Raw genomic sequence first — 25,912 nt, 5'->3', positions numbered from 1 at the left:
TGTATCAAAGACTTTTTGCCCATTTGCTTTATCTGCCACCTCAAAGCTAGGCATTGAGAAACCTGCGACTCGCTTCCTAGTTTAAAGTTGCTCTTTGATTTTCATTGAGTATAAGCAACGTGATTAGATAAGAGTTTTGCAGAGTACTAGATATAAGATTTAAAACTTTTTTGGAAATTGGTTACGATTGTTGAAACGGCATAAAATCTGAATCAAAGGAGATAGTATCCCATTCTTCAGGACTGATAAAATTTAAAAAGATATTTTTAAATTCTTCCAGCTCATAATCTGAATGACAAATCCATTCTTTACCGGTCGAGACATACCATTTCCCAAGGCTTTTCAGTTCTTCATTCGTCAAACACGGTATTTGAGAACATTTTTAGAAATTTATAATATAAACTTTTTCATAAATAGATTGGATAAAATCTTTGAACATCTTTTCACCTCACTAGAATTCTATATCTAATGACTCATTCTACTAGTCAATCACTTGAGTTTCCGCTACTTTCTTGTACCAGTGAGCTGATTTCTTAGGATAGCGTTCTTGCGTTTCAAAGTCTACATAGAAGAGACCGTAACGTTTTTCATAACCGTTTGACCATGAGAAGACGTCCATCAATGACCAAATGAAGTAACCTTTTACATTAGCGCCATCTGCAATAGCATCAGACAAGACCTCTAAGTGTTGTTTCACATAATCAATACGACCATCATCGTAAACAGTGTTATCAACGAACTCATCTTTATAGCCGAGACCATTTTCAGTGATGTAAATCTTCTTGTAGTTGGGATAATCTTTCTTCACGCGCATGATTTGGTCATACAAACCTTGAGGATAGATAATCCAATCCCAATCCGTACGTGGCACATAATCAGGAGCTACACGACGACCAACACCTTTGATTTGGTATTTAGAGCTTCCTTTCTCACCTTTACCATTATGGATAATTTCAGTTTCTCCATCAAATGCTTCCATCCAGTCACTCATATAGTAATTGATTCCAAAGAAGTCGTTCAAGTCTTTTGCTGCTTCTAATGCTGTGAAATCTTCTTCACGAAGATCCAAGCTACCACCATTGACTGATAAGATATGGTTGACACCTTCCATCGTTTCAGATGAATAGCGACCTAGATAAGTTGCATCCAAGATAAATTTGTTATGGATAATGTCCTCCAACTCTGCCGCAATAACATCTGCAGGATTTTCAGGATCAAGTGGGTACTTGGTTGGGAGAGCGTGCACGACACCAATTTCCCCTTTATAGCCTTTCTCTTTATACAATTTTACCGCACGTGCATGAGATACCATCATATTATGGTGCGATTGGAAAACTTTGGCAAGGTCATACTGGATACCTGGAGGGAATTTACCAACTAAATATTGACCATCACCGATTGGCCCAATTTCATTAAAGGTTGTCCAATAATTTACTTCTGGAAATTCTTCAAAACAGAAAGCCGCGTAGTCTACAAAGTGTTCAATATTTTCACGATTTAAGAAGTCGCCATTTGAGTGAAGAGCTTCTGGCGTGTCAAAATGATGAAGAGTTACAAATGGCTCAACGTGACGTTTGTGACACTCTGCAAATAGATTATGATAAAATTCAACACCTTTAGCATTTACTTCACCATAACCAGTCGGGAAAATACGTGACCAGGCAATAGAAATTCGAATGCCATTGACACCATACTCTTCTGCCAACTTGAGGTCAACTGGGTATCGATTGTAAAAATCACTAGCTGGTTCTGCAGTGTACCAGTAGTTATCTTCAAGATATTTATCCCACGCAACTGGTCCTTTTCCATCAGTATGTGTAGCACCTTCTGCTTGATAAGCAGCTGTTGCGCCACCGAAAATAAAGTCTTTTGGAAGTGTTTTTGACATATAATTCTCCTTTTAATTAAAAAAGAAATAAGATGGAGAGGAGGCTAGTGAGGCTTTATTCTCCATCTCACTTCTTGTACTAAGTCACCGAATTGTGACATGAGAAGGTAAAAACAATATCTTTTTACCGACGAATTAACAAGGCGATTAGGAAATTCGCCATAGCGATTTCCGTAACGAGAGGAGACTATTTCACAGTCCCTATCGTTAACCGAATTGTGACATGAGGAGGTAAAAACGATATCTTTTTACCGACGAATTAACAAGGCGATTAGGAAATTCGCCATAGCGATTTCCGTAACGAGAGGAGACTGTTTCACAGTCCCTATCGTTAATCGAATTGAGCTTGTACGAATGCAAGAGCACCTTTTCCATCACGGGTTAATTTGATGTATTGAGCGCCTTCTGTCTTGGCAAGTTTAATACCGAGTTTATCGGTTTCTGCTTTCATGTCTTCAAAGTTTGAAGCAACTTGAGGGGCAAGAATAACTAGATCAAACTCTGGCAACATTTCACGGTGAGCACCATAGCCACCTGCTGCTGCTTTCACAGGAACATTGTACTCTGCTGCTGCCTTGTTCAAAGCATTTGCAAGGAGACCACTTGTCCCTCCACCTGCACAGAGAACGAGGACATTTGTTTCTTCAGTGATGGTATTTTGAGCTGCTTCTACACCTGCTTTTTCAAGAATAGCATCTGCTTTTGCAGTGTTGAAGTTTGCAGCAACTTTTTCTTTCAATTCATCATTAGATTTACCTGAACGCTCTTCTTCAAGAATTTGTTCATCATATACTTTAAGGAATGGGTAGTAAATGACTACGTCAACCACGATTAGAAGAGCAGCAAGAATGAATGATAGAACTTGGAAGTTCGTACCAAGAACTAGACCTAGTGGAGCTGGGGTTGTCCATGGTAGATTAGCAGTAAATGAATTCATTCCAAGAGTTTCAATGAAGAATTTAAAGATCCAAACGTTTGCGATTGGAGCAAAAATAAATGGAATGAAGAAGATTGGGTTCAATACAAGTGGTGCACCAAACAAGATTGGTTCATTTACACCAAAGAAAGTTGGAACTACTGAAGCACGTCCGATTGCACGGTTACGTTTTGATTTTGTCAACCACATGAACATGAATGGAACAACCAGTGTCGCACCAGTACCACCCATGGTAACGATAAACATTTGTGTACCAGAAGTAAGAATCTTGTCAGCGTGCATACCTTGTTGGAGAAGGTTCAAGTTGACTTCGGCATTTGCATAGGTAATAGCTGCGATTGTTGGTTCAACGATAGATGGACCATGGATACCAACAAACCAGAAGAAGGCAAAGGCACCAAATATAATGGTGATACCTAGATAGCCATCAGCTGCAGAGAATAATGGAGCAAAGAATTTACCGATTGATTCTGCCACACTTGCACCAACAAAATGACGTGCTAATAAGTCAAGAGCATAAAGAGAAACAACAGATAGAGTGAATGGAATCACATCTTTAAAGACTTGTGAGATATTTGGTGGAACTTCGTCAGGCATACGAATAGTGACGTTGTTCTTAACACAAACCTTATAGATTGCTACGGTAACAAAGGCAGCAAGGAAAGCTGAAAGCAAACCTTTTGTCCCCAAGAATCCAGTAGCAAGACCATTTTCGATAGGATCAGCTGCCAACATCAACAAACCAACAATTGCTGCCAACAATGTTGACATATAGTTGATTTGATTGGTTTTCTCCATGCTACGGTTTACTGAGTCAGTCAATGACTTGGCTGTTGTACCAGCTACCAAGAGAGCTAAAATACCCATTGAATAGCTGTAAGGTTTCATCAGAAAGGCTACAACTTCATCAGACCATTTAAAGCCCCATGAGTTTGGTACAAAGGCAATCAAGATAAAAATACTTGAGAAGAGAATAACAGGCATACCTGCAATGAAACCATCACGAATAGCGCGAAGATAGATATTACGAGATAGTTTCTCAAAGAAAGGCTTTCCTTTCTCGATAAATGCAATTAGTTTGTTCATTATTTAACTCCTCTCTTGTAGAGTTCGATTAAATGGTGCATCAAATCTTTTAACAAGATAGTTGTCATCAAGTGGTCTTGGCCATGCATCATGGTTACACTATAAGCTAAGTCCTCACCTGAAGCTTCCTTAGTCAATAGACTTGTTTGCGCGTGGTGAGCCTCTGCAATACAGCTACTAGCTTCCTCAACTAAGATATCCGCTTTAGCAAAATCACCAGCTTCAGCAGCCTTTAAAGCTTCCAATAGTTTTGAACGAGCATCGCCAGCATAGGCTACGATTTCAAAACCTAACAATGTTACTTCTTCTCTATTCATGATAGAATTCTCCTTATATAATTTTAAATAAATTTTTATGACAATAAACGTTGGATATGTAGAACTAGATAAACTCGTTCACTTTTATACAAATCAAGACCCGTATGTTGCGTAATCACATCATAGATCTTGGAACCAATCTCGAAGGCTTTTGGATAGGATTGCTTGATATGGTCTTCCATATCAAGAAGTGATTGGTTATCATCTCTAGATCTGTCTAAATAATCCAAGAAATAATTCAGATGAATCATAAAGCGATCATAGAAATGGGTATTCTCTTTGGTTCGTTGAATTGCATAGTCCTTTAAAACTTCTTCAACATTCCTGAGAATTTCTTTCCTCTTATCAATCGACTTAACTACTTCTACTTCATTCTCGCCTTCGGCATTGATGAAATGATAAGCAATTCGAATAATTTCGTCTTCAGGAAAATGATCTGCTAGTTTTTGACGATAAATTCCAAATGCTTCATTTGCGATTTGAAAAGCGACAGGATACTTAGCGGAAATATCTGGCAGATTACTATCCTTGTACCTTCCTTGTGCTAGAGCTTGGTAAGAACAGTAAATATGATCTGTCAAGGTTACATAGAGATACTCTTGAATCGGATAGTGATATTTCTTGGAAAGCTTATCAATGATTTCATAGGTCACTGTGATAAAATCAAGCGGAACATCTTTGAGGAGAGCCATAAAGTTTTCTCTGGACTCTTCGGTCTTCATCCGAAAGATTTTCTCAACCTGATTTTCAGCAATCAAATCCCCTTTCTTCTTTCCAAATGTAATCCCCTTACCAATCACAATCACTTCTTCTCCTTTATCATTTCTGACAAGCGAGACATTGTGATTCATTGGATTTAGAATTCGATACATGTCAACCTCCTTTTATATATTAAAGGTATATGAGTATAAAAAATGACCACAAATGAACTAGAAAATTAGCTGATTTCTAATTCACCTGTGATCATGCCTAATATTACTTAGTAACACTCACCTTGTATTAACTTGTGATTTAAGTATATCACAAGCAAGTTATTTTGTAAACCTTTACATACAACTTTTTTTGAAAATTTTTAGATTCATGTTCCTAACCTCGAAGGACTTTCTTACACGCGTTCTTTCCATGAAGTCGCTGTTGTTTGAAGAACTTTGTTGAGTTCGTCAATGTTTTCAAAACCAGTTGTGCGAAGCCATTCGCGAGCTGCTGCTTCACCATCTTTGATGTAAGCTTCAACTGATCCAGCCCATGTTGCACGGCCACAAAGAACTCCGTTGAAGTTTGCACCTGATTCATGAGCAAATACAAGAGTATCTTGGAAGAGTTTAGCTGATACACCAGCACTCAAGTAGATGTATGGCAAGTTAGTTGCTTCATCTTGTGCTTTGAAGAAGGCTGCTGCTTCTTCACGTGTGTAAACTACTTCACCTTCAGCGAAGCCTTCAACATATTTAATGTTAACAGGAACTTCTACTTTCAAGACATCAATGTTAAAGCGTGGGTCTGAGAAGACTTTCATAGCACCAATAACTTTGTGTGGTTTTACTTTAGCGTATTCTACAGAACCTGCATCAGCAATTTTTTCATCGTAAGCAAGAATTTCAAGGAAGAATGGGATATCTTCAGCCACACATTCAGAACCGATACGTTCGATGTAAGCTTGTTTTTCTTGGTTAAGTTCGTCTGAGCTATCTACATCATAATAAAGCAAGAATTTAACTGCATCTGCACCTTCTTCTTTAATACGTTTTGCAGACCAAACATCCAAGCAGTCTGGTAAGCGTTTTGTGCTTGTTGTGTCATAACCTGTTTTTTCATAAGCAAGGAGAAGACCAGCTTTTTCATCAAGAGCTTTAGTTGCTGGAAGTCCATACTCAGGGTCAAGAAGCATTGATGAAGCGTATTTAGTCAATTCATCTGCTACCAAGACTTTCAGTTCTTCCATTTGAGCCACTGTTGGTTCTTCTGTTTGGTGTTGAGCCATGAGGCGTTTCAAAGCACCACGTTGGTCAAATGCAAGAGCTGAGATGATACCATTTTCATCAGAAAGTTTTTCTAAGCGTGCACGTTTTTGTTCTGTTAAAGCCATTTTATACCTCTTTTACTATTAATTGATCATATAGAGCTTGATAGTTGGCCATGTTGACATGACCAGTCATTTTTTCTTGAGCATTGAGCATACCAAGGACATTTGCCTTGATGAGTAATTCTGCATCCGATTCTTTGTGAAGAAGTCCTGAAGAAATTCCTGCTACAGTAGAATCTCCAGAGCCAACAGGATTTACTACCTGAATTCTAGGAATATCTACCTTGTAGAAAGTGTCACCATGTTTGGCAAAAGCACCGTTGGCACCGAGTGAAACCATAATCCATTCAATACCTGCAAACAAAGGTTCTTGAAGGACTTCTTTTAATTCATCCAAATCCTCAGAAACTTCTCTTCCTAGAAGCTGGGACAATTCCTCATTATTTGGTTTGATGACTGTTGGTTTATGTGGTGATTCAAGAACCGCCTGAAGTGCTGCACCAGAGCAGTCCAAAACAACAGGCTTGCCAGCTTGATTAGCAACTTCTACCAAGCTCGCATAGTAATCAACTGGAAGGCCAGCCGGCAGACTACCTGAGATGGCTACTACTTTAACTGACTCTAAGAGTTTTTTGAAATGTTCCAAAAAGTCTTGACCTTCCTGTTCCAATACTTCAGGACCTTTTTCAAGAACTTCTGTTTGATTGTCACCGTGGAGAATAGCAATACAATTCCGAGTTTCTCCCTGAATTGAGAAGAAATCTTTCTTTACTTGATCATCGATATGTTCAACCAAAAACTCACCAAGTTTGCCACCCACTAAACCAGTAGCAAGAACAGAATCCCCAAATTCTGAAAGTACTCGGGTAACATTGAGTCCCTTACCACCAGCCGTTTTGGTTACATCAACCACACGATTGACAGTATCAATCTTTAACTCATCCAAGGGATAGGAAATATCAATGGATGGGTTCATTGTGACTGTTAAAATCATAGGTCACCCCTTAGTCGTGGTATTCTCCGCGATCCCATTTTTCAAGGAATTCAGTGAAGAAGTTTGCGTCTGTTTGTCGATCATTGTGACTTTCAACGTGTTCAATTTTCGCAATCAATTTTTTGTTTTCTTCAGATGGTTTATATTCAGCATGGATGAAAGCTTCGATGATATCACACATGAGCAATTCACCAGTAATTTTACCACCAAAACCGATAACGTTGGCATTCAATTGTTCTTTGGCATAAAGAGCTGTAGTCATATCACGAACCAAGGCAGAACGTACACCAGGAACTTTATTTACAGCATTGTTGATACCTACACCAGTACCACAGATACATACCCCAAGATCAGCTTGACCACTAGTTACAGCTTCCCCTACTTTTTTACCAAAGATTGGGTAGTGAGTACGTGTATGGTCATATGTACCAAAGTCAATGACTTCATATCCTTTTGATTTCAAAAATTCTGAAACCGCCATTTTTTCATCTGTTACGATGTGGTCACATCCAATTGCAATTCTCATTAGTTATTCCCTCCGATTAATTATATAAATCTAATATCATTTATCCCTACTCAAGAAAAATCAAGATTAGCTTAGGAAGCGAGCTGCAAGCATAACTGAAGTTAGCTAAAGTGAGCTGACAACAGATTATCTTGATTTTTGAAGAGTATTAGCACATTTTATTCAACATATCGACCCTAATTTGGTGACGTCCACCATCGTATTTACCGTTAACAAATCCTTTAGCGATGTTTTTAGCCAATTCATCACCAACAAGTTGTGCACCCATAGTGATCATACGTGAGTTGTTGTGACCACGAGTCATATAAGCTGAACGTTCGTCAGATACTTCTGCAGCAACCATTCCTTTGATTTTTGTTGCGACCATAAATGGACCAGCTCCATAAGCATCAATCACGATACCAAGGTTTTGTTCTTCTTTGTTTACTTCTGCAGCAACAGCGAGAGTCACATCAACAAAGTCTTGACCTTCAGCTGTAACATCCACAACGTGGAAATTTTCTTTTTCTAAGAAGTCTTTCACAACTTCTTTCAATCTCAAACCTGCAGCATCTGCACCGATAACAATAGACATATTGTATACTCCTTTTTATTTTTTCTATGCTGGATTCCAGCAGTGTATTGGCTGTCTTTAAAAAACAGTCAATTAGTCCTCACAAACATAATATACTACTATTGTTTGAAAAAGTCAACAGTTTATGTTTGTTTTTGTTATTTATTTTTTACTTTTTTATAAAACTTCTATCTCAAAACCTAATTCTTCAACCTGATTGGCTTCTAAGAGACGAACATTCTTCTTATCTTCTAAATGATCTCCTTCTTCAAGGGATGTTGACAAGCCAGACCATGGTTCAAAGGCAATGAAAGGTCCTTTATTCAAAGTTGACCAGATAATGAAGTTTGGAAACTCTGCAAAGTACACTTTCAATCCCTTATCATGTTTCCGAGAACGAAGGGCAATTGTCCTAGATTGTAATTCATCTAAGGTAACTGCATCTGTGCTAAACAAATCATAGCTGAGGTCTACTTCTTTTTGATATTCTAGCCATGGACTTCTATCTTGGAAATCCAACATACCTGTTTCTGGGAAAGGACGTGGAACAGAGCAAGTCTCTGCTTTCTCAAACTCTAAATAGTAATCTTCATAGACTTCATCATCCAGTAAGGGACAATTAAAGCCTGGATGTCCACCAATAAAGTAAGGCAGGACCTTGCTAGTTTCTTTATTGAAAATCTTGTATTGAGTCCGTATTGTCTTGCCAGTAAGGATATAAGTGATTTCTAGGCGGAAATGATAAGGGTAGTTCTGATAGCTATTCTCATCGTCTTCAATTGCAAAAGTTACACTATTGTCTGTCTGTTCAACTAATTCAAATTCTTTCTTTCGAACCAAACCATGACGAGGAATCTTTCCTTTGCTTTCTTGCCCGTTCTCATCTATATAAAGTGCTGTATCCTCTCTCAATGAACCACAAATGGGAAAGAGAACAGGAGCTTGTCCACTCCAATAAGTAGCATCCCCTTGCCACAAATACTCAAGTCCCTCGGCATCTTTTATAGAAGAAAGAGCCCCACCAAAACTGTTAAATTCAACTCTTAATTGTTCTGATTTTAATTCAATTATCATTATTTTCTCCGATTTCTTAATAGTTTATAAAAAACTAGGCTGTCACTCCTAATGGTATGACAACCTAGTTTCAACAATTTACACTCTGCGAAAATCCAATTCAAACTTCGTCAGCGTTGCCTTGCCGTAGATATGGTCACTGACTTCGTCAGTCTTATCTACAACCTCAAAACTGTGTTTTGAGCAACCTGCGGCTAGCTTCCTAGTTTGCTCTTTGATTTTCATTGAGCTTACATTTTATAGGAGCGCATTATTTTGCTTTTGCTGCGTACTCTTCGTTACGTTTAATCATTTGTTTTCTGTACCAAGCAAAGATACCGATATAGAATACAAGAAAGACTACAGCACCAAGGATTGCTTTGATATCACCAGTTGTAGTGTTACCAATTGTCCAACCAAGAAGTTTTTCGATTGGTCCTTCAAGAGTAGAGTGAGTAATCAATTGAGTTTCACTCACACCTGCTGGGAAGGCACCTACACCTTTAGCAAGTTCTGTTGCAAATGGTGCGATAAGTGTACCTGAAAGAAGGAAGAGTGGCAACAAGAGTGTTCCAAAGATGATCATACGGAGCAATTTACCACGAGTTACAACCAAGAGAGCTGGAGTAACACCCATAGCGATGATACCTGCAAGTGGCAAGATACCATTTCCGACTTTTGAAAGAAGCACAGCTTCAATCAACATGATTGGTGCAAGTACGTTAGCACAAGCCCAGATTTCAGCACGACCAGCGATGAAAGGCCAGTCAAGACCGATGTTAAATTTACGTCCTTGAAGACGTTTAGTAGCAACGTTTGTAATACCTTGTGATAGTGGTTCTACGGCTGCGATGAACCATGAACCGATAAGTGAGAAGAGTTCCAAAGATACACCGGCAGTCAAACCAAGAGACAACCATCCTCTGATAACAAGACGCCATTTATCTGCATCTTCAACTCCTGCAATTGGATGTGGAGTTCCCATAATACCGATAACAATACCAAGAATGAAACCGATAAAGAATTTAGATCCCCAGAAACCGATTTTCTTATTCAATTTTGCAGCATCAAAGTCATATTTATCAAGACCTGGGAAGAATTTTTCAAAAATCTTATCCAAAACCATGATAACTGGGTTCATCATGTAGTTCATGTGAGTTGATGTCATTGGTGATGAACTTGGTGCGTTAAGAAGGTCATCAAATGTAGGTTTCATCAAGTCAGAGTTGATAATTTTCAACACACCAACAAGTACGATAGCTGCTGTAGCAATAAAGAGTGAAACCCCTTGGCTCACACCGTTGTTATCTGCATACCATTTAATCAAGAGACCTGTGATAGACAAGTGCCAGATATCAAAGATATCAACGTCAAGTGTATCTGTTTTCTTCATAGCTAGCATCACTATGTTGACAATCAACATGATGAGCAAGAAGTATAGTGTCCAAGCAGAACCCCAAGTGATTGTAGCAAGTGGTGCCCAACCAACGTCAGTGATACTCAATTGGATACCAGTGTTTTCAACGAATTTTGCAAGTGATGCTGAGAAAGCAGTGTTCAGCATACCGATGATAGCACCGATACCTGTAAGAGCGATGGCAAGTTTGATACCACCTTCAAGCGCTTTGGAGAATTTCACTCCAAAAAGTAAAGCCAATACTGTCAAAATGATTAACATGATGACAGGTCCACCCATATCTAAGATAGGTGTGAAAAATTCTTTGATTAGGCCAAAGATTGCATCCATAACAGTTCCTCCCTTTTTATGTTATATGAATGTTAACTAAATAAAGTATTTATTAGCTTAATCCGTGTTCTTTAATAGCTGCTTCAATGTTGTCAAATACTGGGGCACTCATAGCTGGGATACGGAATAAGATTGGTCCAGCTTCGATAACTGGAATACCTGGGTCAAAACCAAGGTCTGTCGCAGCAATTGGTGTGAAGATGTCATAACCTTTGATAAGGTCTTCATTAACGTCTTTGACCATTACCGCATCACAGTGAACATCAAAACCACGGTTTGAAAGTTCTTCTTCAAGAGCACTTTTAATTTGGTGGCTTGAGTTAACACCTGCACCGCAGGCAGCAAGAATTTTAATCATATGGATTTCCTCCGATTTTATATTTTTAATAGACAAGATTATGTAGTTGCTTCAGCTATATAAGCATAGAGAGCTTCAGGTTCAGAAATTTTTGATAAGGCCTCAAGATGACCATTTCCAGTAAAGAAGTCCATCAACTGAGCAAGAATGTTCGTTTGACTTGAACTTGAGTTATTAATGATAAAGAAGAGCAAGGATACTTCTACTTCCTTATCTGGCGCAATCATGTTGTGGAAAGTCACTGGTTTATCTAATCGAACGACCACAACTTTTTCGGCAAGATTATGAACAATATCTGTGTGAGGAATAGCCACATTCGGCAAATCCTTACCCAAAAATTCCATATCTAGGCCAGTTGGAAATGACTTTTCACGCGTGATCAAGGCTTCACGATAAGTTGGAGTTACGATTTCTCGTTCTTCCAATAAAGTTGCTACCTGATCAAAGAGATGTTCTTGATTATCCGCTTCTAAGCAAAACACAAGGTTTTTGTCAAAGAAATGATCTAATCCCATAAGGTTTTCCCTTCTTTCCATTAACTTTATACTATAAGTATAACACTATATGAAATCGTTGTCAATATTTTTTTGTTGTTTTTTGTCCTTTTTTTGATTATTTTGTTTATTTTTTATCTTTACAACCAAAACAAACATTTAAAACAAACACTTTAAACGATTTAATCCTATTATAAATGCAAAAAAACAGGCCTATTTAAGCCTGTTTTACTATTGATTCTTATGTAAATTTCCTGTGAACAAGAAAAACAATTATGATAACTTATTCTTCATCCATACTCAAGACGCTGAGGAAGGCTTCTTGTGGAACTTCTACTGATCCGATGGCTTTCATGCGCTTCTTACCAGCTTTTTGTTTTTCAAGAAGTTTGCGTTTACGCGAAACGTCACCACCATAACATTTAGCAAGTACGTTCTTACGAAGGGCCTTGATATCAGTACGAGCCACAATCTTATGTCCAATAGCTGCTTGGATCGGCACTTCAAATTGTTGGCGAGGGATAATTTTCTTGAGTTTATCAACGATGAGTTTCCCACGTTCATAAGCAAAGTCCTTGTGAACGATAAAGCTGAGGGCATCCACCTTGTCTCCATTGAGAAGGATATCCATTTTCACTAGCTTAGATGGGCGGTACTCTGACAATTCGTAGTCAAAGCTTGCATAACCACGAGTAGATGACTTAAGCTTATCAAAGAAGTCAAATACGATTTCAGCAAGTGGAATTTGATAGATAACATTGACACGGTTATCATCAATATAGTCCATAGTCACGAAGTCTCCACGCTTGCGCTGAGCCAATTCCATCACTGCTCCAACAAACTCTTGCGGTACCATTATTTGCGCCTTAACATAAGGCTCTTCAATGGTCGCAATCTTAGTTGGGTCTGGAAACTCAGATGGGTTCGACACATCCATAGACTCACCGTCGGTCAAATTAACTTTATAAATAACAGATGGCGCTGTCATGATGAGGTCGATGTTGAACTCGCGTTCCAAACGCTCTTGGATAACATCCATATGGAGAAGTCCAAGGAAACCACAACGGAAACCAAATCCAAGTGCCTGAGATGTTTCTGGTTCAAATTGGAGACTAGCATCATTCAGTTGTAATTTTTCAAGGGCTTCACGCAGATCATTGTACTTGTTTGATTCAATTGGATATAGACCCGCAAAGACCATAGGATTCATCTGCTTGTAGCCATGTAGTGGCTCTGCCGCAGGATTGGTTGCCAAAGTAACAGTATCACCCACACGAGTGTCCTGAACCGTCTTGATAGAAGCTGCAATATATCCAACGTCACCAGTCGCAAGGAAATCACGACCAACTGCCTTAGGAGTGAAAATTCCAACCTCAGTCACATCAAAAGTCTTGCCATTGCTCATAAGCTGAATCTTATCGCCAGGTTTGACCACTCCGTCCATAACACGAACTTGGAGAATAACCCCACGGTAGGCATCATAAACTGAGTCGAAAATCAAGGCCTTAAGTGGCGCCGTCACATCACCCGTTGGTGCTGGTACTTTTTCTACGATTTGCTCGAGGATTTCTTCGATACCGATACCAGCCTTGGCAGAAGCCAATACTGCTTCACTGGCATCCAAACCAATCACATCCTCAATCTCAGTACGCACGCGCTCTGGATCCGCTGCTGGCAGGTCAATTTTGTTAATGACTGGCATGATTTCCAAATCATTGTCCAAGGCCAGATAAACGTTGGCAAGGGTTTGAGCCTCAATCCCTTGAGCAGCATCGACCACCAAAATCGCCCCCTCACAGGCAGCGAGCGAACGTGAAACTTCATAGGTAAAGTCAACGTGTCCCGGCGTGTCAATCAAGTGGAAAATATAAGTCTCGCCATCTTTTGCCGTGTAATTCAACTCGATGGCATTCAACTTAATGGTAATCCCACGTTCTCGCTCTAAATCCATGCTATCCAAAAGCTGGGCCTGCATTTCACGGCTTGAAACCGTCTCTGTCTTTTCCAAAATGCGGTCTGCTAGAGTCGATTTCCCGTGGTCAATATGGGCGATAATAGAGAAGTTACGGATCTTCTCCTGTCGTTTTTTCAATTCTTCTAAGTTCATGATTCTCTTCCTTTCAGGGTATCTATTTATTATAAATTGTTTTTGACATTTTGACAAGACCATACCCTGCTAGGAGTACTAATCTTCAGCGACAAAGCCGTCATTTTCGATAAAGTGGTGTTCTGTCATTCCTTGGTCTGTAAAGACAATCCCGTGAAGGACACCACCATAAACAGCTCCTCCATCCATTCCAATCTTGCGATCTTCTGTAGTCCAAAGCTCAGCTGTACCACGCTCTTGCTTTAACAAACCATAAACTGGTGTATGGCCAAAGACAATGGTTTTTCCAGTATGATTTTCTGCTTCGTGGAATGGTTTTCTAAGCCATACTTTCTTGTAATCTGTGGTTTCATGCCAGTCATCCAAGGTCAAATCAATACCTGCGTGAACAAAGATATACTTATCTGTCTCTACCACAAAAGGCATTTGACGAATAAATTCGACCAAGTCTGCCGCTTCAGTGGCAACACGCTTGGCATCCTCAATCCCGTCAACTGGTGCTTCCAAGGGACGACCTAGGATAGAGTTAATGGTAGTATCTCCACCATTGCGACGATAGTGGTCATAGCTTTCTTCAGGATCATCAAGCCAAGTCAGAAACATATACTCGTGGTTTCCTGATAGACAAATAGCCCCTTGATTGTCCACTAAGTCCTTAACCATTTCAAGAACACGGCGACTATCCTCACCACGATCAATCAAATCCCCTAGAAAAAGCAACTGGGTCTGACCATCCCAGGTTTTGAGAAGTTCTTCTAGCATCCCAGCTTTTCCGTGAACATCTCCAATAACATAATAGTCTGTCATCTTATTTCTCCCTGTTTCTCAACAATTCTCTGGCTTGTGTCAGGGCTGCTTCCGTCACATCATCACCTGCCAGCATCTTGGCAACTTCCTCCACTCGCTCTTCAACCGTCAAGAGACGAACAGTCGAAACCGTTGAATGGTCATTGCTAATCTTCTCAATAAAGAATTGATAATCCGCAATCGCAATCACTTGTGGCAAATGGGAAATAGCCAGAACCTGACCATGCTGACCAATTTTATGAATCTTCTGTGCAATAGCTTGGGCAACACGACCTGAAACTCCCGTATCCACTTCATCAAAGACAATACTTGTCTTGCCTTCTTTACGTGAAAAGGCAGACTTAATGGCTAGCATGAGACGAGATAATTCCCCACCAGATGCAACCTTGACCAAGGGTTTAAAGTCTTCGCCAGGGTTGGTTGAAATGTAAAACTCGACCATTTCATTTCCCTCACGACTGAATTTGCCCTTGCTAAAACGAACCTGAAACTGGGCTTTTTCCATATAAAGGTCTTGCAATTCTTGTTTAATCTCTGCTTCTAGCTGCTGGGCCAAGTCATGACGAGCAGATGCAAGCTGGCCTGCCAAATCAACAAGATTGACTTCCAATTTCTTGAGCTCAGCTTCCATGTCCTCAGACGAAAGATTATTGCCAGTCAAGAGATTGTATTCTTCCGTAATCTTGGCAAAATAAAGCAAGACATCGTCAACAGTCCCACCATACTTACGAGTAATGGTATGAAGGAGATCCAAACGATTCTCGACCTGCATGAGGCGATTACCATCAAAATCTAAATCCTCAATGATTGCTTCCAAACGTTTGCTAATATCTTCTAAGACATAGTAGGTCTCAGACAAAGAGCTTGAAATTTCACGGTATTCATGGTCATACTCTTCGACACTTTCCATGTCATTCATGGCTGAACGAACATTGGCTAGACTTGAAAAATCTTCATTGTCCAACATACTGTAAGCATTGGTCAGTGTATCCGCAATATTTTTATGATTGAGAAGTTTATCACGCTCTTGATTGAGAGCCAGGTCTTCACCTGCTTGCAAGTTTGCTGCCTCAATCTCTGCCATTTGAAATTCCAACATTTCGATACGTGCCTTATGTTCCTGTTGGTTTTTCTTGACTTCAAGAACCTGCTTGCGCATTTTTCGATAGGCATCAAAACTCGTTTGATAGGTTTCTTTCAAGTCCCAAAACGCTGCGTCACCGAATTCATCCAACATCTGGATATGAAGTTGAGGACGCATTAACTCTTCTTGGTCATGCTGGCCATGTATATCCACCAGATGTTGCCCAATAGCACGCAATACAGACAGATTGACCATCTGGCCATTCACACGACTGATACTCCGACCATTTTGCAAGATTTCCCGACGGATGATAATTTCATCCCCCATTTCCAAACCTTGCTCATCAAAAATTTCCTGCAAAAGGCGACTATTCTCAACTGAGAAAAGCCCCTCTATCTCTGCCTTTGGCGCACCATGACGAATAACATCTGTCGTAGCACGAGCTCCCAACATCATATTCATGGCATCAATGATAATCGACTTCCCTGCACCCGTTTCACCAGTCAGAACAGTCATTCCTTTTTCAAAATTGAGGGAAATAGCCTCAATAATGGCAAAGTTTTTTATCGAAATTTCAAGTAACATACAGACCTACCAATTTTTTACTTGTTCAAAGATTTCCTCAGCTAGACTTTCACTTCTGGCAATGACTAAAATCGAGCTATCATCAGCTAAACAGCTAAAAATCTTGTCCGCAAAAGTCTCAATTAACTGAGCTTTTACAAAAGCAGTATTTCCTGGAATGACTTGAAGATTGATCATCTTATCCATCAATTCTGCTGATTCGATATTGTCTTCAGCCAATTGCAAACTTTTTACGATTGATTTTGGCAATTCATAGACATATGTATTGTCTCTCAAAGGAATTTTGACAATGCCTAGCTCTTTGATATCTCGTGATACCGTCGCCTGAGTGGCAGTGATGCCAGCCTCTTTCAAATGTTCTACAATTTCTTCTTGTGTACCGATTTGATAATCTGTCACAAATCGTCTAATTTTTTCAAGTCTCTCTTTTTTATTCATTTTTAAATTGACTATGCGCCCTCTCTACTACTTCTTCAATCTCAGCAAGAACCTGATTACTTGCTGACTCTTCTTTTTTCAAATATGCTAAAAACTCAATATTTCCATGTCCACCTTGGATGGGAGAAAAGTCCAAGCCAAGAACTGAAAAACCTTCCTCTACTGCCATAGCTGTGACAGATTGAAGGACATTCTGATGAACTTTAGCATCACGAATGATTCCATTTTTCCCAATCTGCTCACGTCCTGCCTCAAACTGAGGCTTAACCAGAGCCACGACCTGACCTTGTTCAGCCAAGACACGATGCAAGGCCGGCAAAATCAGACTGAGGGAAATAAAACTTACATCAATACTGGCAAAGCTCGGTTCCTTTTCGAAATCAGTCTTTTCAGCATAGCGGAAATTGAACTGTTCCATACTGACAACTCGTGGGTCTTGGCGTAATTTCCAAGCCAACTGATTGGTACCAACATCGACTGCAAAGACCAACTCGGCACCATTTTGCAACATGACATCGGTAAAGCCTCCAGTAGAAGCACCTATATCAATTGTTGTAGCTCCTTCTACTGACAAATCAAAGACCTGCAAGGCCTTCTCCAGTTTCAAGCCACCACGACTAACATATTTGAGTTTCTCCCCCTTGAGTTTTAACTCGGTGTCATCTGGAATTTTCTCTCCTGGCTTGTCAAACCGTTCTCCGTTAAGAACTGCTACGACTAGACCAGCCATGACACCGCGCTTGGCCTGCTCTCGCGTTTCAAACAAGCCCTGTTTATAAGCTAGTACATCCACTCTTTCCTTAGCCATTGATTCTCAAACTTTCTACTACTTTTACAATCGATTCTGTTTCAAAAGGAACCTGCTGGGCAATTTCTTCTAATTTGGCATTAGCTTGATCCAATGTTTGGTTACAAAAGGCAATAGCCTCTTCCAAGCCCAACAAGGCTGGATAGGTTGACTTTTCTGCCTGTAGATCCTTTTGTGGTGTCTTACCAATTTCTTCAAAACTAGCTGTCACATCCAGCACATCGTCTCTGACCTGAAAAGCCAGTCCAATCAATTCACCAACAATTTTCAGCTTCACCTGCATTTCAGGTTCCAATTCGGCTATAATAGCAGCCGCTTGGAAGGGATAAGCTAGTAGTTTTCCAGTCTTATTAGCATGAATGGTCTGAAGTTCTTCCAAGGACAAGTGCTGGTGTTCGCCTTCCATATCCAAAACTTGCCCTGCCACCATACCCAGACTTCCTGACGCTAGGGATAAGTTAGCAATCAAGTCCACCTTGATCTGACTTGACAAATCTGCCTGCGCTATCAAGGCGTAAGGATCTAGGAATAAGGCATCTCCTGCCAAAATGGCCATAGCTTCACCGAATTTCTTATGATTGGTCAAACGCCCTCGACGGTAATCATCATCATCCATAGCTGGAAGATCATCATGAATCAAGCTCCCTGTATGAATCATTTCCAAGGCCGCAGCCACCTGCGCGTGAGCAGGTTTGATGGCAATATGCAAGGCTTCCAAAACTTCTAACAAGAGAAAAGGTCGAATACGCTTGCCACCAGCATGAATGGAATAGAGAACAGACTCTCGTAAACTAGAGGCAAACTGCTGGTCTCCATAAAAGTCTTCCAAAACCGACTCAACAAGAGCTAATTTTTCTTGCTTCTTCATTCAAAATCACTTTCTGTTCCGTCTTCTTGCATGACTTTAACCAAAGTTTTTTCAGCCTTGTCCAGCGTCGCTTGGAGCTCTTTTGACAAGATCATGCCCTTTTGAAAGGCAGCAATCGCATCTTCCAGAGCAATCTCACCATTTTCCAAACTTTGGACAATGGTCTCCAGTTCTGCTAGATTTTCCTCAAATTTCTTTTGTTTTGACATCTTTAACCTCTAATTCTACTTGACCATCTCGCATCAAAAGCGTCACTTGGTCTTTTTTCTTCAAACTCTCAACCGAATCTACAACGGAATCTTCTTTCTTGACAATAGCATAGCCACGCGCCACGATTCGACTGGTATCCAACATGAGCAAGGCTTCTGAAAGTCGCTTGACTTCAGCAACCTTGGCATCATAAACTAAAGCCATTTGGCTGCGGAGAAGCTTATCCAGCTGACCAAGACGATCTTGATAGCGTTGGATTTTGGTAACAGGTGATAACTGAACCAGTCGATGCGTCCTTGCTTGTACTAATTGGTTGCTATCAGAAATCCTTGTTCGTAAACTTTGTTTCAAGCGCAGTTGCAGTTGATCCAAGCGTTGCATATAGCCATCATACAAACGCTCTGGCTGTCTAAAGATGACTGACTGACTACATTTTTTCAAAGATTCTTGTTTCTTAGATAGGACATTTCGGACTGCTGTTGCCATCCGTTTTTCCTGATTTTGCAAATGAGCTAATAGATCCAACTTGGTCACAGGTGTTGCTAGTTCAGCAGCAGCCGTTGGTGTCGCAGCTCGGCGATCTGCCACAAAATCTGCCAAGGTCACATCCGTCTCATGCCCCACACTAGAGATAACTGGTAAACGAGATTCAAAGATAGCTCGTACCACAATTTCTTCGTTAAAGGCCCAGAGATCCTCGATGGAACCACCACCACGACCAATAATGAGCAAATCCAAATCGTCCCGTTGATTAGCACGCGCAATATTCCGTGCTATTTCCTCTGCTGCTCCATCTCCTTGCACCTTGGTCGGATAGAGAAGAATGTCGACACCTGGAAAGCGCCTGCTGACTGTCGTGATAATATCTCGAATAACGGCTCCACTGCGACTGGTTACTACACCGATTCGCTTAGCAAATTGGGGCAGAGGTTGCTTGAAGCGTTCTTGAAACAGGCCTTCTTCTGTCAATTTTTTCTTGAGTTGTTCAAACTGAATCGCAAGCGCACCAACTCCATCAGGCTCTGCCTTTTCAATGATGATGGAGTAGCTACCACTTGGTTCATAGACCTGCACACGCCCAATTACATTGATTTTCATCCCTTCTTCCAAATCGAAGCCTAATTTCTGATAAATCCCAGACCAGATGGTCGCTTGAATAACTGCATGGTCATCTTTTAGGGAGAAATATTGGTGAGTAGGTCGTTTACGAAAGTTGGAAACTTGACCAGTTAAATAGACCCGTTCCAAGTAAGGGTCTTTATCGAATTTCATTTTCAGATACTTGGTCAAAGTTGTTACCGATAAATACTTTTCCATCTCCACCTACTATTCATTTTCTTGCTCTTTCATAGGTATTATTATACCAAAAATATGCCTAAAAATCTTCATTTATGTACCATTATGAGGGAAAAATAGAAAAAGGAGGCAAGGCCTCCACATCTGATTATTTGCTGTTTCGAGCTTCTTCCAAAATCTTAGCAATCTTGGTTGTCAACAGATCGATAGCCACTGTATTGCTGACCCCTTCAGGAATGACGATATCAGCATAACGTTTGGTTGGCTCGATAAACTGGTGGTACATTGGTTTAACCACACCTAGATACTGGTCAATAACGCTATCAAGACTACGGCCACGTTCTTCCATATCGCGCTTGATACGACGAATAATGCGCACATCATCATCCGTATCCACAAAAATTTTGATATCCATCAAATCGCGTAGGCGCTTGTCTTCCAAGACCAAAATCCCCTCAACGATAAAGACATCTTGAGGCTCCTGACGATAGGTCTTGCTGCTTCGTGTATGCTCTGTATAGTCATAAGTCGGAATGTCCACCGGACGCCCTGCCAACAATTCCTTAATTTGCTCGATCATCAAGTCTGTATCAAAGGCAAAAGGATGGTCATAGTTGGTTTTGACACGCTCTTCAAAGGTCAAATGAGACTGATCCTTATAATATGAATCATGCTCAATCATGGAAATCTTTTCATCAGGAAAATGCGATAAAATGTCTCTTGAAACACTGGTCTTACCACCACCAGAACCACCTGTCACTCCTATAATGATTGGTCTATTTTGCATGCTATCCTCCGTTTTTTTATCCGTCGTCTATTCTATCACATTTTTTACAAAATTTATAGTCTGATTTTGGATAGTCTAAGGGAAACATTTCCAATCCCTACACCCAGTTAGACTAGCTAAAAACCTTCCTTGGTTTGTAGAGATTGCCTCGTTTTTCTAGAATGGCTAACAATTTATCATCTTCAAAGGCAGCCAGTTCTTTGTCCGTTTGGTCTAGCTCAATAAAACGACCAAAGCGAACTTCCGTAGCCTCTTCTGGACTTAGGAAAACTTTGACAAGGTCACCTGTCCCAATCTCTAAAGGATGGAGAAAATCCAGCTGACCAGCCTCCACTTTTGCAGCAATTTCTTCCAAGCTAAGAGCATCTTCTAGCTGCAAACCGGCTGCACTAGTCCGTGTCAGATGTGACATATGAGCCGCATAACCAAGCTTCTCTCCCAAGTCAACCGATAAGGTACGAATATAGGTTCCCTTGCTACATTTTACACGAAAAGTGAATCGTGCGAGGTGATCCTCATAAGAAATCGGACTTGTTCGTTCAAAGTGATAAATGGTCACCTGACGTTCTGGACGCTCCACTTCCTGACCAGCACGCGCATACTCATAGAGCTTGCGACCATTGACCTTGACTGCCGAATACATAGGTGGAATCTGAGTAATAGGCCCAATCAGATTGGCTATCGCTTCATCGACAAGCTTTTCATCCAAGGGCGACAAAACAGGTGTCTCTGCGACCACTTCCCCACTGGCATCCTCAGTCGTCGTGGAATAGCCCAGAGTGATTTCCCCCTCATAGACCTTGCCCTCGTCCTGCATAAACTCGACCATGCGTGTCGCCTTGCCAACCGCAATCGGCAAAACACCCACCACATCTGGATCCAAGGTTCCACCATGACCAATTTTCTTGGTTCCCAAAATCTTACGCAGTTTAAAAACCGCATCATGCGAGGTCATCCCCGCTTCTTTTTTTAAGTTGATAATACCGTTCATTTTTGCTTTCTCACTCCCCCTTCAATGCTTCAAACTTCGCTTTCATGGTTGGATTTTTACGGGTCAATTTTTTGACGGAAACATCTTCCAATTTATTGTTTGCGAGTCGAAGTTGGTTTTCAGATGTAGTTAGGAATTTCTTAACCTCTTCCATGCGTTTGATGGCCTTGTCGATTTCATCAATAGCTTTACCAAAATTGGTCGAAGCTGAATTATAGTTCTTGGCAAAAGCTACTTTAAAGGCATCCAAATCTTCCTCAAAATGCGTGATATCGATATTCTGCTCCCGGACAAGTGCCAACTCCTGCTTGTATTTTAAAGAATTAAGAGCCGCATTTCGCAAGAGCCCAATCAACTGGATAAAGAATTGAGGACGGACCACATACATCTTTTCATACTCGTGACTGACATCGACAATCCCTGTGTTAAAGTAATCGTTATCTGCTTCTAACATGGTCACCAAAACAGCATACTCACAGTTCTTCTCCCGACGATCCTTGTCCAATTCCTTATAAAAATCTGCATTCTTGTGCTTTTTCTCTGTTTCGTCAGCTTCATTCTTCATCTCAAACATGATAGAAATGATTTCAACCCCATTTTCATCACATTCACGGAAGATAAAGTCCCCCTTAGATCCACGCGCAGAAACCTTGTTATCCTTCTCAAAGTAAGCATTTGGAAAGGCAAAACTTCGTACCTTGTTAAACTCACTCTCTGCATACTGTTCTAGGCTTTCCCCAATCGCTTTTGTAGATTGTTGAGCCTTAAAATTTTTATAAAACTCGACTTGTTCACTGGCTGCCTTGAGCTGGGCTTCATAGTTTTGCTTAACAGAAGCCAAAGACAACTCATTTTCCTTTTCTTGTAAAAGAAGCTGGTTTTTAACCTGATCACGTTCTTTTTCTAAGTCAGAAAGGGTCTTTTGCAGTTGATTTTCATGCTCTAAACGCAAGGTAGCCAGTTGGTTTTCCAAGGCCTGCACTTCCTTGTCCTTAGCCAAGAGTGCCTGTTGACTTGTCTGTTCAACCTCTTTCTTGACCAACTCTTTTTCTGTATCAAAGTTTTGGATTTGACTCTGTAATTGCGCAATTTCTTGGTCTTTTTGAGCTAGTTTAGACTGTTGTTCATTCATGGCCTTTTGCTCTGCCAAAGCCAGTTCCTGCTTCATTCGATCATGTAGTTCCTTATCAAACTCTGCTGTTCTCACTTGAGACAAAAGTTCAGCATACTGGCTCTCATTTACTGTAAAGACTTCCCCACAGTTGGGACATTTGATTTCGTTCATATCGTTCCTCTTTCTAGACTTCTTTAACCATTATATCATGCCTAAGGGAAAATCAAAAACAGCGAGTCGAAACCCACTGTTTATCTTCTTTTTCTTTAAATTTTTTCCAAGGCCAAGCGCAAGTCTTCAATCAAATCATCTACATTTTCAAGTCCGATAGACAAGCGGATTTGGTTTGGTGTGACACCTGCTGCTTCTAGGTCTTTTTCTGACAATTGACCGTGAGTGGTTGTTGCTGGATGGACAACAAGCGATTTAGCATCTGCTACGTTTGCAAGGTCAGAAAAGATTTCCAAATTATCAATTACCTTGCGTGCTTCTGCCTCCCCACCTTTGACATGGAAGGTAAAGATTGAGCCCACACCTTTTGGCAAATATTTCTCAGCCAAGGCATGGTAAGGACTATCAGCAAGTTTTGGATAGTTGACTTTTTCTACCTTAGGATGATTTACAAGAAAATCAACAATTTTCTCTGCATTTTGTACATGACGTTCGACACGAAGTGAAAGGGTTTCAAGTCCTTGGAGTAACAAGAAGGCATTAAATGGTGACAAGGCTGCACCTGTATCACGAAGCAATTGAACACGGACAGCGATAATAAAGGCTGCTGCACCCACATCACGAGTATAGCTCAAATTGTGGTAGCTTGGATCTTCCTCAACAAATTGAGGGAATTTTCCTGAAGCTTCCCAGTCAAAACGACCACTATCGACAATAACGCCACCAATAGTCGTACCATGCCCACCAATAAACTTAGTCGCAGAGTGAATGGCAATATCTACACCATGAGAAAAAACGTTAATCAAGTAAGGTGTGGCAAAGGTATTGTCAGAAACAAGTGGAATCTGGTGTTTATGAGCAATCTCAGCCAATTTTTCCAAGTCAGGAATATTTATCAAGGGATTCCCCAAGGTTTCAATCAGAACAAGCTTGGTATTGTCATTGATAGCTGCTTCCACTTCCTCCAAATGATCCACATCCACAAAGGTTGTTGTGATACCATAACGAGGAAGGGTTTCTTTCAAAAGATTGAAGGTTCCACCGTAAATAGTCGAAGCAGCCACTACATGGTCACCAGCATGGGCAAGAGCCAAAATCGTATAAGTCACTGCGGCCATACCTGATGCTGTTGCAAGAGCTCCAACACCACCTTCAAGAGCAGCGATTCTTTCTTCAAAGGCAGCTGTTGTCGGATTGGTGATACGAGTATAAATGTTCCCTGGTTTTCTCAAGGCAAACAGATCGGCACCTTCCTGCGTGTCATCAAAAACAAAAGATGTTGTTTGATAAATCGGCACTGCACGAGACTTAGTTGCTGGATCAACTACTTGCCCAGCATGCAATTGTAAGGTTTCAAATTTAAAATCACGAGTCATAAGGCGACCTCCATATAGTTTGATTAAGGATATTGTAGCACTATCGACCTATCTTGACTAATAGCTCTTTTCTATATTTTGATATAAGAAGTGGCTATTACTTCTTACGAAACAAAAAAAGCACGACTCAATCGTGCTCATTTTCTTAATCTACATAAGTATCTTCATTTTTATTGAGGAAGGCATATGGAAGACCCATCAAGAGGCCTCCTCCGATAAAGTTTCCGATGAAGGTTACACCCCAGTGGCGAAGCATATTTCCAATACCGAAGTTGGCAATTGAGTCAGCAGCAACACTGAATTTTACAATCGCGAAAGAAGCAAAGTTCGCAGCAATGTGCTCGTTTGTTAAGAATACAAACATGTAAATCGCTGATAAAACGAGCCATAGTTTAGCACCACCATCTTTAACCAAAACAAATGAAAGAATCGCAATATTTACGAAAATATTTGCCAAAATCGCCTCAAGCAAGATTAATTCATTTGAACGGCCTAACTTCATCTCAACAACCCCTGAGATGAAACTATCGTGAGTCAGATTTGCATAGGCTGCCGAATGAGCAAAGCCCCAACCTGCTATTAAGGCTCCGATAAGGTTGAACAAGGTACAGTAAAGTAAAATTTCAGCTGTCTTTCTCCAAGAGATTTTTTTCAAGAAACTACCAGCAGTCAAGAACATCATATTTGATGTTACCAACTCGGCATTCAAGAAAACAATGTAGGCCAAGCCCCAAGCGAAAACAAAGGGGAAGAGGAAACGTCCACTACCTGGTGCAATTTTATTAATCAAGTCAGCCCCAACTGCACCAGCAGCTGTACTGAAGGTTAAAAATGCACCTGCAAACATAGAACGAATCGCATACTTAAATTTGCTTTGGCTATAAAGACTTTCTTTCTTCTTGCAAGCAAATTCAATCTTTGAGATAAATTCTGAAGAAACCATAATAAACTCCTAAATCTTTTTTCTTGATAATTATATCACAAACTTTAGATTTTAGGAAGCGTTTTCTCTATTTCATAAAAGTTTTTTTATGAAAATCTTAAAAAATCAGTGAAATCTTGGATTTCACTGATTTGTACTAATAAAATTGTTTATATGGTTGATTGAAAGCTGTTAGGATTTCATCAGATGTTTGTGAATAATCTTTTGTTTCTTTCAAATCGCCTTTTACAATAATACGTTCTGTAGCGGCAAGGTCTTCACAGGTTACTAATGTGATTTCATTGACCCCATCTCTATCATCAACCTCATCAACACGATCCGGTGTCACACGTTTGACTTCACGTATCTCAT

General features: G+C 40.3%; 25 protein-coding genes and 2 pseudogenes. All 27 read right to left on the bottom strand.

All coding sequences use genetic code 11. The features are described 5' to 3' along the window. Window positions 1-181 precede the first annotated feature (181 nt). Window positions 182-439: pseudogene (locus HT689_RS00180) on the bottom strand (DUF3884 family protein). Window positions 440-481: 42 nt separating this feature from the next. Next, window positions 482-1,888: a 6-phospho-beta-galactosidase gene (gene lacG, locus HT689_RS00175; RefSeq protein ID WP_173227038.1), complete on the bottom strand. Its 1,407-nt coding sequence runs from the start codon at window positions 1,886-1,888 to the stop codon at window positions 482-484. Window positions 1,889-2,219: 331 nt separating this feature from the next. Then, window positions 2,220-3,911 carry a lactose-specific PTS transporter subunit EIIC gene (locus HT689_RS00170; RefSeq protein WP_173227036.1) on the bottom strand — a complete coding sequence of 564 codons (1,692 nt, stop codon included), beginning with the start codon at window positions 3,909-3,911 and terminating at the stop codon, window positions 2,220-2,222. Continuing rightward, window positions 3,911-4,228: a PTS lactose/cellobiose transporter subunit IIA gene (locus tag HT689_RS00165; protein ID WP_173227034.1), complete on the bottom strand. Its 318-nt coding sequence runs from the start codon at window positions 4,226-4,228 to the stop codon at window positions 3,911-3,913. The genes HT689_RS00170 and HT689_RS00165 overlap by 1 nt, the downstream gene beginning before the upstream one ends. A gap of 35 nt (window positions 4,229-4,263) precedes the next feature. Beyond that, window positions 4,264-5,100, bottom strand: a complete 837-nt coding sequence (locus HT689_RS00160) for a transcription antiterminator (RefSeq protein ID WP_173227032.1) — start codon at window positions 5,098-5,100, stop codon at window positions 4,264-4,266. A 233-nt stretch (window positions 5,101-5,333) separates the two neighbouring features. Next, window positions 5,334-6,314, bottom strand: a complete 981-nt coding sequence (gene lacD / locus HT689_RS00155; protein WP_001229114.1) for a tagatose-bisphosphate aldolase — start codon at window positions 6,312-6,314, stop codon at window positions 5,334-5,336. Between the two features lies 1 nt (window position 6,315). Beyond that, window positions 6,316-7,245: a tagatose-6-phosphate kinase gene (locus tag HT689_RS00150; RefSeq protein WP_173280739.1), complete on the bottom strand. Its 930-nt coding sequence runs from the start codon at window positions 7,243-7,245 to the stop codon at window positions 6,316-6,318. 10 nt (window positions 7,246-7,255) lie between these two features. After that, a complete protein-coding gene (lacB, locus tag HT689_RS00145; protein ID WP_001216914.1) occupies window positions 7,256-7,771 on the bottom strand; it encodes a galactose-6-phosphate isomerase subunit LacB in 516 nt (171 codons plus the stop codon). Between the two features lie 148 nt (window positions 7,772-7,919). Further along, window positions 7,920-8,345, bottom strand: a complete 426-nt coding sequence (gene lacA / locus HT689_RS00140) for a galactose-6-phosphate isomerase subunit LacA (protein WP_000029277.1) — start codon at window positions 8,343-8,345, stop codon at window positions 7,920-7,922. A 156-nt stretch (window positions 8,346-8,501) separates the two neighbouring features. Further along, complete coding sequence (locus tag HT689_RS00135; RefSeq protein ID WP_173227028.1) at window positions 8,502-9,398, bottom strand: aldose 1-epimerase family protein; 897 nt, start codon at window positions 9,396-9,398, stop codon at window positions 8,502-8,504. A gap of 250 nt (window positions 9,399-9,648) precedes the next feature. Continuing rightward, complete coding sequence (locus HT689_RS00125; protein ID WP_173280737.1) at window positions 9,649-11,124, bottom strand: PTS galactitol transporter subunit IIC; 1,476 nt, start codon at window positions 11,122-11,124, stop codon at window positions 9,649-9,651. Between the two features lie 52 nt (window positions 11,125-11,176). Further along, window positions 11,177-11,482 (bottom strand): PTS sugar transporter subunit IIB, encoded by a 306-nt coding sequence (locus tag HT689_RS00120; protein ID WP_000590547.1) that lies wholly within the window; start codon window positions 11,480-11,482, stop codon window positions 11,177-11,179. A gap of 38 nt (window positions 11,483-11,520) precedes the next feature. After that, the gene (locus HT689_RS00115) at window positions 11,521-11,997 is read right to left on the bottom strand and encodes a PTS sugar transporter subunit IIA (protein WP_173280735.1); all 477 of its coding nucleotides are present in this window, start codon (window positions 11,995-11,997) and stop codon (window positions 11,521-11,523) included. Between the two features lie 262 nt (window positions 11,998-12,259). After that, on the bottom strand, window positions 12,260-14,083 hold the full coding sequence (gene lepA, locus HT689_RS00110; protein WP_001047207.1) for a translation elongation factor 4: 1,824 nt from the start codon (window positions 14,081-14,083) through the stop codon (window positions 12,260-12,262). Window positions 14,084-14,161: 78 nt separating this feature from the next. Beyond that, window positions 14,162-14,890: a metallophosphoesterase family protein gene (locus tag HT689_RS00105; RefSeq protein ID WP_173280732.1), complete on the bottom strand. Its 729-nt coding sequence runs from the start codon at window positions 14,888-14,890 to the stop codon at window positions 14,162-14,164. 1 nt (window position 14,891) lies between these two features. Continuing rightward, window positions 14,892-16,559 (bottom strand): DNA repair protein RecN, encoded by a 1,668-nt coding sequence (gene recN / locus HT689_RS00100; protein ID WP_173280730.1) that lies wholly within the window; start codon window positions 16,557-16,559, stop codon window positions 14,892-14,894. Between the two features lie 6 nt (window positions 16,560-16,565). Then, complete coding sequence (locus HT689_RS00095; RefSeq protein WP_020900686.1) at window positions 16,566-16,997, bottom strand: arginine repressor; 432 nt, start codon at window positions 16,995-16,997, stop codon at window positions 16,566-16,568. Then, the gene (locus tag HT689_RS00090) at window positions 16,990-17,805 is read right to left on the bottom strand and encodes a TlyA family RNA methyltransferase (protein ID WP_173227020.1); all 816 of its coding nucleotides are present in this window, start codon (window positions 17,803-17,805) and stop codon (window positions 16,990-16,992) included. The genes HT689_RS00095 and HT689_RS00090 overlap by 8 nt, the downstream gene beginning before the upstream one ends. Then, window positions 17,798-18,673 (bottom strand): polyprenyl synthetase family protein, encoded by an 876-nt coding sequence (locus tag HT689_RS00085; protein ID WP_173227018.1) that lies wholly within the window; start codon window positions 18,671-18,673, stop codon window positions 17,798-17,800. The genes HT689_RS00090 and HT689_RS00085 overlap by 8 nt, the downstream gene beginning before the upstream one ends. Continuing rightward, a complete protein-coding gene (locus HT689_RS00080) occupies window positions 18,670-18,882 on the bottom strand; it encodes an exodeoxyribonuclease VII small subunit (RefSeq protein ID WP_033629613.1) in 213 nt (70 codons plus the stop codon). The genes HT689_RS00085 and HT689_RS00080 overlap by 4 nt, the downstream gene beginning before the upstream one ends. Then, entirely contained in the window at window positions 18,860-20,200 is a 1,341-nt protein-coding gene (gene xseA / locus HT689_RS00075; protein ID WP_173227016.1) for an exodeoxyribonuclease VII large subunit, read from the bottom strand. Before xseA ends, HT689_RS00080 begins: the two co-directional genes overlap by 23 nt. A 127-nt stretch (window positions 20,201-20,327) precedes the next feature. Next, window positions 20,328-20,966 carry a uridine kinase gene (udk, locus tag HT689_RS00070; RefSeq protein ID WP_173280728.1) on the bottom strand — a complete coding sequence of 213 codons (639 nt, stop codon included), beginning with the start codon at window positions 20,964-20,966 and terminating at the stop codon, window positions 20,328-20,330. 112 nt (window positions 20,967-21,078) lie between these two features. Further along, window positions 21,079-21,957: a tRNA pseudouridine(55) synthase TruB gene (truB, locus tag HT689_RS00065; RefSeq protein WP_173227014.1), complete on the bottom strand. Its 879-nt coding sequence runs from the start codon at window positions 21,955-21,957 to the stop codon at window positions 21,079-21,081. A gap of 10 nt (window positions 21,958-21,967) precedes the next feature. Then, entirely contained in the window at window positions 21,968-23,242 is a 1,275-nt protein-coding gene (locus tag HT689_RS00060) for a DUF2130 domain-containing protein (RefSeq protein WP_173251684.1), read from the bottom strand. Between the two features lie 95 nt (window positions 23,243-23,337). Beyond that, a complete protein-coding gene (locus HT689_RS00055; RefSeq protein ID WP_173280726.1) occupies window positions 23,338-24,618 on the bottom strand; it encodes an O-acetylhomoserine aminocarboxypropyltransferase/cysteine synthase family protein in 1,281 nt (426 codons plus the stop codon). Between the two features lie 145 nt (window positions 24,619-24,763). Next, window positions 24,764-25,561: a formate/nitrite transporter family protein gene (locus HT689_RS00050; protein WP_000254780.1), complete on the bottom strand. Its 798-nt coding sequence runs from the start codon at window positions 25,559-25,561 to the stop codon at window positions 24,764-24,766. A gap of 136 nt (window positions 25,562-25,697) precedes the next feature. Beyond that, window positions 25,698-25,912 (bottom strand): annotated as a pseudogene (gene srtA, locus HT689_RS00045) (sortase SrtA); the annotation flags it as partial.

It is taken from the genome of Streptococcus sp. 2342, assembly GCF_013276795.1.
GTDB lineage: Bacteria > Bacillota > Bacilli > Lactobacillales > Streptococcaceae > Streptococcus.
The sequence above is the reverse complement of the archived record's forward strand: the minus strand, read 5'-3'. Positions and strand labels throughout refer to the sequence as shown.